12 protein-coding genes are annotated in these 13,614 nt (G+C 61.5%); all 12 read right to left on the reverse strand.

Annotated features, from left to right (window positions below; all coding sequences use genetic code 11):
* Positions 1 to 690: an N-acetyltransferase gene (locus tag ACTWLJ_RS17690; protein WP_445177761.1), complete on the reverse strand. Its 690-nt coding sequence runs from the start codon at positions 688 to 690 to the stop codon at positions 1 to 3.
* Positions 691 to 771: 81 nt separating this feature from the next.
* Positions 772 to 2,691: a hypothetical protein gene (locus ACTWLJ_RS17695; protein ID WP_445177762.1), complete on the reverse strand. Its 1,920-nt coding sequence runs from the start codon at positions 2,689 to 2,691 to the stop codon at positions 772 to 774.
* On the reverse strand, positions 2,688 to 3,995 hold the full coding sequence (locus ACTWLJ_RS17700; protein WP_401211607.1) for a lipopolysaccharide biosynthesis protein: 1,308 nt from the start codon (positions 3,993 to 3,995) through the stop codon (positions 2,688 to 2,690). The genes ACTWLJ_RS17695 and ACTWLJ_RS17700 overlap by 4 nt, the downstream gene beginning before the upstream one ends.
* Complete coding sequence (locus ACTWLJ_RS17705) at positions 3,992 to 4,993, reverse strand: polysaccharide deacetylase family protein (protein ID WP_445177763.1); 1,002 nt, start codon at positions 4,991 to 4,993, stop codon at positions 3,992 to 3,994. The genes ACTWLJ_RS17700 and ACTWLJ_RS17705 overlap by 4 nt, the downstream gene beginning before the upstream one ends.
* A gap of 13 nt (positions 4,994 to 5,006) precedes the next feature.
* Positions 5,007 to 6,143 (reverse strand): glycosyltransferase, encoded by a 1,137-nt coding sequence (locus tag ACTWLJ_RS17710; protein ID WP_445177764.1) that lies wholly within the window; start codon positions 6,141 to 6,143, stop codon positions 5,007 to 5,009.
* Positions 6,136 to 7,104: a glycosyltransferase gene (locus tag ACTWLJ_RS17715; protein ID WP_445177765.1), complete on the reverse strand. Its 969-nt coding sequence runs from the start codon at positions 7,102 to 7,104 to the stop codon at positions 6,136 to 6,138. The genes ACTWLJ_RS17710 and ACTWLJ_RS17715 overlap by 8 nt, the downstream gene beginning before the upstream one ends.
* On the reverse strand, positions 7,101 to 8,471 hold the full coding sequence (locus ACTWLJ_RS17720) for an O-antigen ligase family protein (RefSeq protein ID WP_445177766.1): 1,371 nt from the start codon (positions 8,469 to 8,471) through the stop codon (positions 7,101 to 7,103). The genes ACTWLJ_RS17715 and ACTWLJ_RS17720 overlap by 4 nt, the downstream gene beginning before the upstream one ends.
* Positions 8,468 to 9,559 (reverse strand): glycosyltransferase family 4 protein, encoded by a 1,092-nt coding sequence (locus ACTWLJ_RS17725; protein WP_401211595.1) that lies wholly within the window; start codon positions 9,557 to 9,559, stop codon positions 8,468 to 8,470. Before ACTWLJ_RS17725 ends, ACTWLJ_RS17720 begins: the two co-directional genes overlap by 4 nt.
* Positions 9,556 to 11,148, reverse strand: coding sequence for a GumC family protein (locus ACTWLJ_RS17730; RefSeq protein WP_445177767.1), 1,593 nt, complete (start codon positions 11,146 to 11,148; stop codon positions 9,556 to 9,558). Before ACTWLJ_RS17730 ends, ACTWLJ_RS17725 begins: the two co-directional genes overlap by 4 nt.
* 17 nt (positions 11,149 to 11,165) lie before the next feature.
* The gene (locus ACTWLJ_RS17735) at positions 11,166 to 12,191 is read right to left on the reverse strand and encodes a polysaccharide biosynthesis/export family protein (protein ID WP_445177768.1); all 1,026 of its coding nucleotides are present in this window, start codon (positions 12,189 to 12,191) and stop codon (positions 11,166 to 11,168) included.
* Between the two features lie 21 nt (positions 12,192 to 12,212).
* A complete protein-coding gene (locus ACTWLJ_RS17740; RefSeq protein ID WP_445177769.1) occupies positions 12,213 to 12,860 on the reverse strand; it encodes a CpsD/CapB family tyrosine-protein kinase in 648 nt (215 codons plus the stop codon).
* Entirely contained in the window at positions 12,860 to 13,606 is a 747-nt protein-coding gene (locus ACTWLJ_RS17745) for a sugar transferase (RefSeq protein WP_401211583.1), read from the reverse strand. The genes ACTWLJ_RS17740 and ACTWLJ_RS17745 overlap by 1 nt, the downstream gene beginning before the upstream one ends.
* Positions 13,607 to 13,614 lie beyond the last annotated feature (8 nt).

The raw sequence follows: 13,614 nt of genomic DNA on the forward strand, positions 1-13,614 counted from the left end.
TCAGGTCGCCACAGCTGTGACAGGTGGACGGGAAGGTTTGCGCAACGCATCCAGACGCGAGCCGCTGTAGCGGGTTTCGCGGTAGAAGCGCCAGCGGTCGAACAGCGTGTAGACGTTCATGATCCGCCCTTGCTCGGTGTAACCCATGCGCAAGTGCAGCTTGAGTGCCGGGATGTTGTGGAACTCGCAGACGTCCACCACTTTGTCGCAGCCCTGATCGGCCATGGCTTTCCACAGTTCCAGTTGCAGATCCACCGACAGTTCCGAGCCCCAATAGGCGCGGGTCAGTTCGCCACCGAATTCGAAAAACTCACCGGATTTCACCGGGAACATGCAGCCGTAGTAATGCCGGTCGAAATAGTCGCGGGCGCTGCCCCAGATGAAGGCCACGGCGTCACCCTGATCGTCCAGATGCATGTGTCCGGTATAACCCTCGTTGGCCAGTTCAGCCATGGTGCCGACGCGGTCGCCGAAGTAGCGGGCGAAGGCGCTGGCGTTGTCGGCGGAGATCTTCACCACCCGCAGCGGCGGATAGGGTTTGAGGTTGTGTGGCGGCACCGGGCTGACCAGATCGCGCTCCATCCACAGCAGTTCCTGATGGGAAAACACGTAGTGCTTCCACACTTTACTGACGGTCGCCCGCAGGCCTTTTTGCCGGATGTTTTCACTGAGTTTGCTGAAAATACTCATCTCGTTGACTCCTGAACCTTGGCCAGGTGAACACCAAAGATTGTGTGTTTGCCAGGCCATTTCTCTAATCGGAATAAGGGTTCATGACGCGATCCAGCTCAGGGCGAACAGGGTTTCCCCTGGCAAATCAAAGCTGACGCGACCGTCGCGGCAGGCAAATGGCGCGTCGCGGCTGCGGTTGTCGGCGCCGAAGTAGCGCAATGCGCCGTTGTTCAGCGGGCACTTGGCGCCGCTCAAATCGACACGCTGCATGCGCGTGCCTTTATTCACCCCGAGCAGGCCATGCTGCTTGTCGTCGGCCATCGCCAGCACATCGACTTCAAACGCATCGTTCTCCAGCCACAGCACCTGATGCAGCCAGTGCTGCGCGATGAACTGTTGCGCCAGACCGACCGGTTTCAGCTCGAAACGATCATCCCCCAGCACCCGCAACATGCCTTTGGGATACTGCGGCTCGTCGGCGGCCTGAAACCAGCTGAGCATGCTCAGCAAGCCATCCTGCGAGGCGTTGATCACCACCGAGGCCCACCACAGCGAGGCGTAATGGGTTTCCTGATCGTAGGGGCTCAGGCTTGAGCCGCTGGACATATTGGTCTGATCCAGCAGCAGCGCTTTGCGCGGTTGACCCTTGGCGTCGAGGCCGACCAGTTCGGCGGCGCGGCGCACGCTGTCGCGATAAACCCGAGTGGCGAGCAGGTCGCGGATCATCCATTCGTGCCAGGCCAAGGCATCGATCTGAGTGCCGGATTCGGCCAGCAGACGCCGCGCCCAGTCGATGCCGCGCTTGTCCGCCGCGTTGTCGGCAAACGGTCCGTTGACCAGTCGCGAGCTGGCGGGCATGGCGATGCGCACGCCAGCCTTGGCATTCGCCGGATCGCTGCGCACTTGCCGCGCCATGCTGGTGAAAATCGCCTGATACTGCGCGTAGCTCGAATAGTTGAGATTCGGCTCGTCGGCAAAACCGATGTAGTGCGTGCCTTTGCCGCCCAGTGCGCGGGTGCCGGCGAGCCACGCATCGAGGCCGCTGCTGCTTTGCGCATCGGCGCGCAAATCGGCCTGGCGCTGACTGCCAGCGAGCAAGGTGATGTCCTGCTTGATGCCGAAACGATCTTGATAAACCTTGCGGAACGCGTCTTCGAAATGTGGGTTTCTCGCCATCACATCGACAAAGCTGTAGTAACTCGCCGCCGTCGGTTTCAACGCATCGAGCGCAGCATGGCTGGCCGGTGGCGGCAGCACGTAGGGCAGGGCGATGCCCAGATCCGGCGTGCGCCCGAGCACTTTGTCGTGCAGGGTCAAACGGATCTGTCCGGCATCTTCACGCAGAGGCCGGAGCTGCTGTGGGTTCTGTGCGAACAGATTGGCCGTGCCGTCGAGCCAGAACGCCGCTTTGCCGTTGCCTTGCAGACACAGGCGCCAGACTTGCTCGCGCTCGCTGACCGGTAATGCGACTTGATCGAACTGCCAGTAGGCGCGGTAGGGTTTGAGTGCCAGCGTCAACGCTTGCCCGTCACCCACGCGTTGCGCCTGCAAAGCGCTGACACCGCCGTGGAATTTGCCGGCAAGTACTGCGTGTTCCCCCGGCGCGACTTTGAAGTACAACTCGTCGCCGTTGTGGGTTTGCGCACTGAAATGCACCTTGGCCGGGGCGAACAGCGCTACGGTGTTTTCGTCGTGCTCGACGCGATAATTGCGAAAGCTGTAGCCGGGGATTTCCAGTCGATAACTGGCCGCATTCGGCGCGAGAGGCCAACTCTGACTGCCACGGATTTCACTGGCCTTTATGAAGCGGTCACCCTGCAATTTGCCTTGGCCGTCGATCAGGTACAGATGCTCTTCATTGGCATCGGCCTGCCACGCTGGAGTCCAGCGCACGGTCACGGTGTCGGGGCCACTGGCTTGCAGATACAGACTGCCGTCACGAATCTCGCCCCAGCGCATCGACGCCGCCGTCGCGTCCAGCGACAGGCCGAGGCCGATTAGCAGGAACAGGCCTTTCATGCAGCCTTCCGGCGTTGCAGCATCAACCACATCGGCGCGAAGTCGCTGGGCAGAATGATCAGGGTTTGCCAGAACGGTACGTGGCTCAGGCGGCAATAAAGCACCAGCATGGCGATGGTGACTGCGAGATAGGCAATCGACGACGCCGCCGCTGCGCCGACGATGCCGTAGGCCGGGATCATCACCAGATTCAGCGCCAGATTGAGCAGGGCGCCAAGACCCATCAGCAGCGACACCGCTCCGGGGCGATTCTTGCCCAGCAAGTCCAGACGCAGAATGCTTGCGTAGCACAAGCCCAGCAGCCCCGGCAGCAACGCGAGCAGCGCCGGATAGGCCGGTTGATAAGCCACGCCGAACAAGGTGACGATCAGCCAGTTACCGATCAGCGCCATGCTCAGACAGGCGCCGAGCATCACCGTGGCGGTCAGGCGCAGCGCCAGTGGCGTGACCTTGTCCATGCCTTCGTCCTGTTGCAGCAGGCGTTTCATCAACGGCGTGGTCACCGCTTCCGGGACGATCAGCAACAGTTCGGCGGCAGCGCTGGCCATCGCGTAATGACCGAGCGCGGTGCTGCCGAGCAGGGCACCGATGAACAGGTAATCCGAGCGCAGAATCACTTGTTGAAACAGCAAGTCCGGATGGCTGCGGGCGCTGTAGCGCAGCAGCTCTTTCTGTCCGGCACGATCCCATTGCAGGTGCAACGGTTGTGCGCGCTTGAGCCAGACCCAACCGGCCAGCACCACCAGGCTGATTCCGGCCAGCCAACTGATCAGCGCCGCTTCGAGGGCGGCGCTTTTCCACATCCAGAACAACGCCAGAAACAGCAGCAGCGGCGCCAGCGATTCGACCAGACGCAAGGCATTGAATGCGACCACGCCGCCCGAGGCGTTGTGTAAGGTCAGCAAGCCACTTTTCAGCACGGTCAGCGGCACCGCCAGCAGCAACAGCCAGGCGAGCAAACCGAGTTGCACGGTGACGTCCAGTTCACTGCCGAACTCGCGCACCAGCGCCACCACCAGCAAGGTCAACAACGCCGCCAGCAAACAACCAAACACCAGCACCTGACTGAGCAGCAAACCCATCGGCCGCTGCTTGGCCGCCTGATAACCGACCGCCGAATTCAACCCGCCGCTGGTGGCGGCGCTGATCAAGTCCGGCAGGGTACTGAGTAACGCAAACAGCCCACGTTCGCTCGGCCCGAGAATGCGCGCCAGCAGCACGTTGCGCAGCAAACGCAGGGCGATCATCGCCAGTTTGGTGCCCATGCTCAGCGCCAGGTGTTTCAGGTAACTGCTGCGACTCATGGCCGCGCGCCGCGAAAAATCCGCCACGACAGCAGTTCCGGATTGCGCGCCGTGCGCTGGCTGACACCGAAGCGCGGCAGGTTCAGCGGATCGCCTTCACCGCGATAAATCCCGGTGCCGGTGCCCAGCGCAAACGGGTAGTCATGCTCGGCGATCTGCTTGCGCACGCGTTCGTCGTTGTCACCGTTGGGATAGCAATACACCGGCAGCGGCCGGTTGCAGCCGTTGTACAGCGCATCGCGGCTGCGGCTGATTTCTTCGTGCAGGCGCACGTCATCAAGCCCCGTGAGAATCGCGTGACTGGCGCCATGCGGGCCGAACCGCACCAGCCCGGACGATTCCAGCGAGCGCACCTGATGCCAGTCCAGCGCTTGCGGTTGCGACTCCGGCGGGCATTCGTCGGTCAGGCGGTCGAGCATCGCCGGTTCAAGCTCTTTCAACGATTGCAGGTAATGCAGCAGCGACAGGCTGCGCCGATCGGTATCGATATCGTCGAGCAGCACCGGCAGTGGATGACCGATGGCGTGCAGGCATTCGATCAAATGCATCCGCGCTTTTTCGCCGTGGCTGCCCCACAGGGTTTCGCCGAGGCTTTCCCACCAGAAGCGCTGGCGACTGCCAATGAAATCGGTAGAAAGGAAAATGCTCGCCGGCACCTGATGTTTTTGCAGCAGCGGGAAGGCGTTTTCCGCGTTATCGCGCCAGCCGTCATCGAAGGTCAACGCGACCTGAGGACGTTCGCTGCGCAGCGAGTTCGGCTGGAGGATTTCCATCAGCGGCACGCAATCGAAATGCCGGCGCAACCACACCAGCAAATGCTCGAAAGCCTTGGGCCCGACGCACAGTTCATTGCGATGCGGCAGGTCGGCAGCGCGGTCATTGGCCAGCACCCGGTGCAGCATCAGAATCACCCCGGCGCCTTGCAATTGATTTCGGCCTACGGGCGAGTTGAGGTAAAGCCAGCCACTGGTGCGTTTTATCAGTTGTTTGATCGCCATGGCATGTGTCCTCTCAACGGTTCTGTTCAGGATTCCACTGGGCATATCGATGACCGCGCAGAAACTGCCACAGGCCGACACTCATCCCGGCAAGGGTGACCAGCAGAAATGCAGCGAAGCGGAACGGTTTGGGCAAGCGGTGTTGCGAATCCAGCAGCCCGACAATTGCCACGGCGTAACCGAACAATTGCGCGATCAGACTGAGTCGATAGAAACCATGCTCGTTCCACAGCCAGAAGTTGCTCAGCAGCAACGGCAGCAGCAGGATCGGCGCCAGACGCCGGATCAGCTTGTGGCTGATCAGCGCCAGCGAATACAGGCCATGTTTCAGCGGGTTGAGCAGCTCGCTGCGCTGGGCGAGGCTTTGCAGACCACCGACGGTGACGCGCTGGCGGCGACGGAACTGTTTGTCGGCCTCATCGACGCCGTGGTCGATGACTTGCGCCTCGGGCACATAGACGATGCGTTTGTGAGCTATCGGCGCACAGGTGCTGAGAAAGAAGTCGTCGTTGACCTCTGCCGGCACGTTCTGGAACAACTCGCGGCGCAGGGCGAGCAAGGCGCCGTCAGCGGAGACCATGCAGCCGGTGCGATTCTCCACCCGGCGCAGCCAGCCTTCGTAATGCCGATACAGACTGTCGCCGACGCTCAAGCCACCGCCAGTCACCGGGATCACCATGTGCCCGGCACACGCGCCGACCTGCGGGTCGCTCAGCGGCGCGAGCAGGTAACCGAGGGTGTCGCGCGACCATTGGTTGTCGGCGTCGGTGAACACCAGAATGTCGCCAGTGCTCAGCGCTGTCCCGGCATTCAATGTCGCGGCTTTGCCCTGGCGCGGCAGGTCGAGCACGGTGATGCGCGGGTCGATGACTTTGTGCGCGCAAGCCACGGTGTCGTCAGTCGAACCGTCGCTGGCGAGGATGATCTGCAAGGTGGCGGCCTGATAATCCTGGGCCAGCAGCGTGCGCAGCTTGTGCTCGATGTGCCGCGCCTCGTTGTGCGCGGCGATCACGATGCTGATGTTCAGCGGCGGTGCCGGCGTGTGCCGCCAGGCCGGGAACAGCGGCGCCAGCAATGTCAGCAGCAGCGGGTAGCCAAGATAGGCGTACACCGGCAGCAACAGGCAGGTCCAGAAAATGAATTCAGCCACGGGCAGGCCTCCTGGCGTTCCAATGACACAGACTGAGAATGAACGCGGCCCCGGCCAGGTGCAGGCGTATCCAGTGCAGGCCCCACAGTTGCAGGGTCAGGGCGAGATTATGGTGACGCGAACTCTGACGCACGCTGAGCACCAGCGCCGGGATCAGGGTCAGTGACACCATAATCGCCGCGTGATGCGGGAAACCGTTGAGCAGTGCGGAAATCGCCATCAGGTCCAGCAGCCATGCCGCCAGCGACAACATCGGAAAGCGCAGCAGGCGCAGGCTGAAACCGTGGGTACGGAGCAATTGCAGATGGCTGCCCTGACGCCACATTTCCTTGCCCATCCACTCGCGCCAGTTCATTTCGTAGCCCCAGTGCAGGGCGACGTTGTTATTGATCGACAGCAAGCGCGCACCTTGTTCATGCAGGCGCAGGGTGAACTCTTTGTCCTCGCCGGTACGCAGGGTTTCGTTGAAACCACCGACTTTGTCGAACCAGGTGCGGCGCATCAGCAGATTGGCGCTTGGCAACCAGTCCACTGCGTGTGAGGTCTGCGAGGACACACGCAACGTGCGGCGCTGCCAGGCGCTGGCGAACCACGGCGCTTCGGCCGGGGTGTGCAAGTCCAGCGCGAACACATCGGCCTTGCCACTGGCCTCCAGATCGAACAGCGGTTGCAGCCAGTCTTCCGGCATTTCGACATCGGCATCGATGAACGCCAGCCAGTCACCACTCGCCAGCAGACTGCCGCGATTGCGCAGGGCACCGATCAGCAATCCCGGCAACACCAGCACTTGCGCACCGAACTGCCGGGCGATGTACGGGCCATCGTCGGTCGAGCCATTGTCGACCACGATCAGTTCGCACTCGACGTTGGCGGCGTACGCGGCTTTTTGCGCAGCCAGCAAGGTACGGCCAATGTGCCGGGCTTCGTTGTACATCGGGATGACAATGCTGATGCGGCTCATGCTCTGACCTCCAGCTTCGGCGCTTGCTCAGCCTTCAGACGCAGGACGCTGGTCAGCGCGAGCATGATCCACACGTATTTCTGGTTCGGTGCGCTGAGGAACATCAGGAACAGCGTCAGCGACAGGAAGCTCACGCCGAGGTGGGTCATCAGGTCGGCCTGATGCCAGTCGCGGCGCTGCATCCACTCGCGGCGGGCGCGGATCAGGTTGTACAGGCCCAGCGTCAGCATGCCGACAAACATCAGGCCGGCCGGAATCCCCAGTTCGCTGAAGATTTCCAGATAGGTGTTGTGGGCGCGGCGGTACAGGTCACCGATCTTGCGGTTGGCGGAAAACGCCTTGGCGTAACCGGTGGTCGCGTAGTGCAGCGGGAAGGTGCCGGGGCCGGAACCGAGCAACGGGTTCTCGCGGATCATCTGGCTGCCGACCACGATGTACGAGGCGCGGCGACCGAGAGATTCGTCATCGTGGCCCTTGGCGCCGGCGCTCAATACGCTCAACGACTGGATACGGGCGATGTAACCGGCGGGCATCGCGTAGATCGCCAGCGGGATGACGATGGCAGCGCCGAGCATGGCGAAACCCAGATGCCGTGGCCGAATGTGCGCAAGCTGCGTCCGATAATGCCAGCAACCGATCAACAGACTCAGCGCCAGCACCACCAGCCCGGAGCGCGATTCGGTTTTGGTCATGCCGCCGAGCAGCAGCAGGCAGCAACCGCCCCAGAACAACCGGTGCAACAGGTTCGGGCTGCGAATCACCAGCAACAGGCCCATCGGCACGGCAAAAGCGATCAGCAGGGCGAAGGCGTTAGGGTCTTCGAGCAGGCCGGCGGCGCGCCCCTGATCCTGGAATTTGGTCGAGAACATCGCCATGGCGCAGGTGGCGCTGACGCTCAGGGTCACCAGCCGGGTGAATAGATCGAGGTTGAGATCGCGGCCGATCAACAGCGTGATGACGAACAGGATCAGGCCGACGCTGAGTTCACGCAAATGCCCCAGCGACATGCCCATGTCATCGGTGTTGAGCAGGCTGAGAAAGTACAGGGTCATGAAGACGATCAGATAACGCCAGATATTGCTGCGCAGACGCTCGGACGGAATCTGATGCAGCGCCAGTTGTAGCATCAGGATGACTGCCAGCGAGGCGCCGAGCAGCTTGCTGCCCGACAGCGAACTGTCTTTGAAAAACCCCTCGAACGGCACCAGCGCAGCGATCCCGAGCAGGCCCCAGGTCGGTTTGCGGTAAAGCACTGCGACACCCACCAGCCCGAGCACCGCGCCCGGCGCCAGATACGGATAAGGGCTGGCCAGCAAACCGACGCAGACCAGAGCGAGCAGACTGACGATCGAGAGCGGGAAAATCATGCGCGTGCCTCCCGTGCCGTGCGGATGTACAGCTGCGACCAGCGTTCGGCCAGGGCCTTGAGGTCGTAGCGATCCAGTTGCGTGCGTTTTGCGTTGTCGCGCAGTTGCCGGGCCAGGTTCGGCTCGGTCAGCAGAGTCGTCAGTTGGCGGGCGAGGGCGGCGCTGTCTGCCGGAGTCGCGAGCAGACCGCTTTGCCGGTGTTGCAGCACATCGGGAATCCCGCCGACACCAAACGCCACGACCGGCACGCCGGCCTGCATTGCTTCCAGCAGAATCATCGGTGTGCCTTCGGTGCGCGAGCTGATCACCAGCGCATCCAGTTGCCGCCACCAGGGCTGCATGTCGGTCTGATAACCCGGCAGACGAATCCGTTGTTGCAGACCTGCGGCGTTGATCCGCGCCTGCAATGCCTCGTGTTCAGGGCCATCGCCGAGCATCACCGCATCCAGTTGCGGGTGCTGATGACACAGCGGGATCAGTGCATCGAGAAACAGATCCGGGCCTTTTTCGCTGCTTAGGCGTCCGACGTAACCGGCGAGCCAGCGTTGCCGGTCAAGGTCAGGAATCATCGCTGCGGCAGCCGGTAAACCGTTGGGAATCACTTGCAGCTTTTCCGCCCGCACACTGGCCTGACGGTGCAGCACGGCGATGCTCTCGGCCACGCACACCACTCGATCCACTGAAGCGGTGCGGCACAGTTGCAGGCTGAGCCAGGTGTAGAACTTCTGCTTGCGGCTGCGCGGGGTGAACCCGTGTTGGGTGATGACCAGCGGCAGGCGCAACAACGTCGCGCCAACCCAGCCGAACAGCAGCCCTTTGAAATTGTGGGTGTTGATCAGCGGATGCTCGCTGCGGCGTTGACGCAAGTGCCGCAGCAAGCCCCCCAGACCTGCACAACCGTGAGCGTCCACCCCGGCGTCGCGAAAGCGCGCGATCAGTTCGGCTGGCGCGTCGAGAAACAGCACCTGATGCTGCCCCGGCGTCGCCAGACAATGATCCAGCAACATCCGCTCGGCCCCATAGAAACCGCCGCTGCTGAGCAAATGAATGATCGGCAGCGCGGCGTTCGGGGAGGACGCGGTGTTCAATTGCGCACCCAGTGCACGAAGCTCGGCACGGTCCAGTTTTTGTGCGGATTACCCGGTTGCGCGTTCTGATCGTTGATCACCAGCAATACCGGCAGGCCCAGTTCATGGGTGATTTGCGCCGGATGTTTGAAGCGGTGATCGAAGAACTCACGCACGTAGACAAAGGCAATCGCCAACAACAGACCGGTGAACAACCCGAACGGAATGATCAACATTGGTTTGGGGAACGCCGGCTCGGTTGGTTCGAACGGCGGGCTGAGCACCCGGGCGTTCGACAGGTCGTCGTTCAGCGCGCCAGTGGTGCTGCTTTCGGCGAAACGCTGGGCGTAGGTCGAGAACGCTGCATGCATCGCATCGATCTCGGTGTCCATCTGCCGCAGCTTGCTTTGAGTTTGCTGCAAGGTGTGGATGCGGTTTTTGAAGTCGGTGATGCGTGCGGTTTTCTGATCGATCACCTGTTGCACCACGGCCAGGTCGTTGGTGCGTTCCTGAATGCGGTTGGCTACCACTTTGAGGAATTGCTGGCGGGTGCGGGAGATTTGCTCGCGGGTCAGCAGCATCGGTTCACTGCCAGGCTGGAACACCGCCAGATCGTTCATGTAGCGGCTGACCTGAGTGGTCAGTTGCTCACCGAGCTGTTTGATCTCCCGATCTTCGAACGCCACGTTGTCGACGGTGGTGGTGAAGGTGTAGGGGAAGGTGTAGTCGTTGAGCTTGTTACTGCTCGCGGCAGCGAGACTGGTTTTCAGGTATTCGAGCCAGCGCTGGCTCTGCAACAGGCGATCCTGATACAGGTTCAGTGCTTGTTCTTCGGTGTTGATCGCGTTCAGGCGGAAGGTGATTTCCTCCTTCGGATCGGACGACGCGACACTTTCCAGCAGCGCCTGGCGGTTGCCTTCCAGACCATCGAGGCGCACCTGATACAGGTGTTTTTTCGATTCGTAGAACGACTGCGGCAGGTCGATCGATTGCAGCGCCTGACGGCTGAACAGATAGTTCTGCAGCAGGGCGGCGACAAACGTCGTGCCTTGATGCGGGTCGGGGAAGCTGTAGACGATCGAGATCACGTTGGAGCCCGGCAAGGTCTCGATTTTCAGGCTGTCGATGGCCTGTTGGGTCAAGGCGTCGAGCGCGGTGTCACGCACCGGATCGGTTTGCAGCCCCAAGGCGTTACGCACTGGATTGATCACGTATTGGCGCAGCGGCGAAGTGACGTAGCGCTTGAACGGATCGCCGACCAGTCGGGCGAACATTCCGGCAGGCGGGCTGTACTCGCCCTTGTCGCGCAGTTCGCTGATGGTCTGGCGGATCAGTGCTGGCGAACGGAGGATATTGCTCTCGGTTTCCATGTCCGCCAGTGACGGCGGAATGAACGTGGCGTTGTCCACCGTGAGTGACGTGGTGGCGTCACCCTGGGAGAGTTTTTTCGACTGCACGATCACCTGCGCGGTGATATCGAAGCTCTGCTTCAGCACCAATGGCAGCAACAGCGCGATGACTGCAAAGATCAGGAAGACACGCTTCACCAGTTGCTTGTTGGCGAAGAAGATCCTGAAGAACTCATGCAGGTAGTTTTCCTTTGGGTTCATGGTCGGTCACCTGAGAGTTAATTGTTGTTGCTGCCTTTGTTGTCGACGCGGTAGCCGAAGCTGAACCCCACGCCCTGGAACAGCACCACGTCGGCCAGTTGCCGGGCGAGTTCGCCGGCGCTGGCCAGTTTGGTTTTCGGTACGAAAAGCATGTCGTCCGGTTGCAGGTAAGCGATTTGCGACGCGTCACCGGCCAGGGCTTTTTCGACGTCGTAGTGCACGGCCTGCACCTGATTGCCGTTGCGGCGCATGATCACCACCGAATCCAGGCGCGCCTTGACGTTGGTGCCACGGGCCAGGGTCAGCGCCTCAAGTACCGAGACCGGGCGGCGGATCGGGTAGGAGCCCGGCTGACCGACTTCGCCCAGCACATAGATTTCGTTGCCGGCGGTGGACTTGAGCAGCACGTCGACGCTCATCCGCCCCGGCAGTGCCGCGTATTTGCTGTTGAGGAAGGTTTCGAGTTGATTGACGGTCATGCCTTGCAGCGGCACGGCGCCGATTTCCGGAAAGCTCGCATAGCCGTCGGTGCCGACCGTAATCTCGCGGCTCATGCCGGTGGCCGGGTGGTTCAGCGCACTTTTCAGGTTCTGTTCATTGGTCAGCGGGCTGATGATTTGCACCGTCAGCTGATTGCGGTTGGGCTGGAACAGCTGTTTGCGCTGATAGGCACGCTGGATTTCGTCGCGTGCCTCGTCACTGGTCAGCCCGGCGATTTTCACCGAGGTGTTGGCGCCCGGCAGATTGATGGTGCCGTCCGGCAGCACCAATTGATTACCGTTGAGCTGGCTGGCAGCGGTGAAGTTCAGGCCGATCTGGTCACCCGACTGCACGCGATAAGCATCCGAACCGCTGGTGCTGATGTGGAAGATCACGTCCAGCACATCCTGCGGGCGCAGGGTCTGCTCGATCTTCGGCATGTCGGTGGCTTGAGCGTTGGCCGGGGCGGCGGTGAGGATATTCACCGGCATCGTCTGGGTTTCGGAATTGCTGGAGCAACCTGCAAGCGGCAGCATCAGCAGAACCAGTATCTTGGCGTTCATGGCGTCGTCCCTCGCGTTTGCTTACAGGTTTTTGTAGAGCCATTTCGGCATGTAGTACTTGCGCCGGTTGAACACGCTGCCGACCACTTTTGCCCCGGCCTGAGTCAGCCGTTGCACGGCGGCCTGGGCGACTTCCCAGCGGGTGTCTTCGGCGCGAACCACAAACACCACGCCATCGACCTGAGTGCTCAGAACCAAGGTGTCGGCGGCGGAATACACCGCATCGCCGTCGATCACCACGAAGCGGTACTGGCTGCCCAACTGGTCGAGCAACGGGCTCAGGCGCTCGGCGGTCAGGTGTTCGGTGGTGCGAATCGGCCGGCCGTTGGGCAGTACGTGGAAGGGCAGGCTCGACACCTGCACCACGCAGTCCTGTAACAGCGGCGGGCTGTCCGGGTTGAACAGCAAATCACGCAGGCCGCGCTCTTTGCTCAGGTTCAACTGTTGGGTGAGGTTGTTCGCCGACTGGCTGGCGTCCACCAGCAGCACTTGGCCGCTGCTCATTTGCGCCAGTTGGCTGGCCAGCGCCAGAGCGCTGGTGGTGGTGCCGGCGCCAGGGTTGGCGGCGGTCAGAAACAGAATCCGCAGATCCAGATCCAGCACGGTCGAGGTCAGGTTCGACTCGCTGGGGCTAGCGATGCTCAGACTTTTGTTGGTTGAACCGTCCATTAGCTTGCTCCGTGGCCGCTGAATACTTTGAAAGGGGTTTTCAACAGGATCTTCAGATCAAGCAAAAGGCTTTGCTCGGCGATGTAGCTGAGGTCCAACTCAACGCGCTGGTCGAAGTCGATATTGCTGCGCCCGGATATCTGCCAGAGGCCGGTCATGCCGGGGTAGATGCTCAGACGTGCAAGGTGGTTGTCCTTGTAGCGATAGGCGTTGAACGAGGTCGGACGCGGGCCGACCAGGCGCATGTCGCCGGTCACTACGTTGAACAGATTGGGCAATTCATCGAGGCTGGTACGCCGCAGAAAACCACCGATACCGGTGATGCGCGGGTCTTTGTCGATCTTGAAATCGATGGCGTCGGCCCCGTGCTTGTTGAGGTGACGCAGCGACTCCTTGAGTTCTTCGGCGTTGCTGACCATGGTGCGGAACTTGAACATGCCGAACTTGCGACCGCGATAGCCGGTGCGTTTCTGCACGAACATCACCGGGCCCTGGCTGGTGAACTTGATCGCCAGTGCCAAGCCCAGCAACAGCGGCGAAAACACCAGCAGAATCAGCAATGCACCGATGCAGGCTACGACTCGGTTGGTGCGCGACAGTGTCCATGGTCGACCACCGTCGCGACCGGTGAACCAGCCACGACCCTGACGATGGATCGCTGCGTCCAGACGCATGCGCTGTTCCGGGTCCATGCGCTTGTCGCGCTGCAAGTGTTGGATCGGTACACCTTTCTCATGTCCAGTCATGGAGTCCT

The organism is Pseudomonas sp. McL0111 (genome assembly GCF_052567255.1).

What these genes read in the sequence shown, in the direction of transcription:
- ACTWLJ_RS17745 (WP_401211583.1), bottom strand. Translation starts at nt 13,606, where the DNA reads ATGACTGGACATGAGAAAGGTGTACCGATCCAACACTTGCAGCGCGAC.
- ACTWLJ_RS17730 (WP_445177767.1), bottom strand. Translation starts at nt 11,148, where the DNA reads ATGAACCCAAAGGAAAACTACCTGCATGAGTTCTTCAGGATCTTCTTC.
- ACTWLJ_RS17740 (WP_445177769.1), bottom strand. Translation starts at nt 12,860, where the DNA reads ATGGACGGTTCAACCAACAAAAGTCTGAGCATCGCTAGCCCCAGCGAG.
- ACTWLJ_RS17695 (WP_445177762.1), bottom strand. Translation starts at nt 2,691, where the DNA reads ATGAAAGGCCTGTTCCTGCTAATCGGCCTCGGCCTGTCGCTGGACGCG.
- ACTWLJ_RS17715 (WP_445177765.1), bottom strand. Translation starts at nt 7,104, where the DNA reads ATGAGCCGCATCAGCATTGTCATCCCGATGTACAACGAAGCCCGGCAC.
- ACTWLJ_RS17690 (WP_445177761.1), bottom strand. Translation starts at nt 690, where the DNA reads ATGAGTATTTTCAGCAAACTCAGTGAAAACATCCGGCAAAAAGGCCTG.
- ACTWLJ_RS17720 (WP_445177766.1), bottom strand. Translation starts at nt 8,471, where the DNA reads ATGATTTTCCCGCTCTCGATCGTCAGTCTGCTCGCTCTGGTCTGCGTC.
- ACTWLJ_RS17735 (WP_445177768.1), bottom strand. Translation starts at nt 12,191, where the DNA reads ATGAACGCCAAGATACTGGTTCTGCTGATGCTGCCGCTTGCAGGTTGC.
- ACTWLJ_RS17700 (WP_401211607.1), bottom strand. Translation starts at nt 3,995, where the DNA reads ATGAGTCGCAGCAGTTACCTGAAACACCTGGCGCTGAGCATGGGCACC.
- ACTWLJ_RS17705 (WP_445177763.1), bottom strand. Translation starts at nt 4,993, where the DNA reads ATGGCGATCAAACAACTGATAAAACGCACCAGTGGCTGGCTTTACCTC.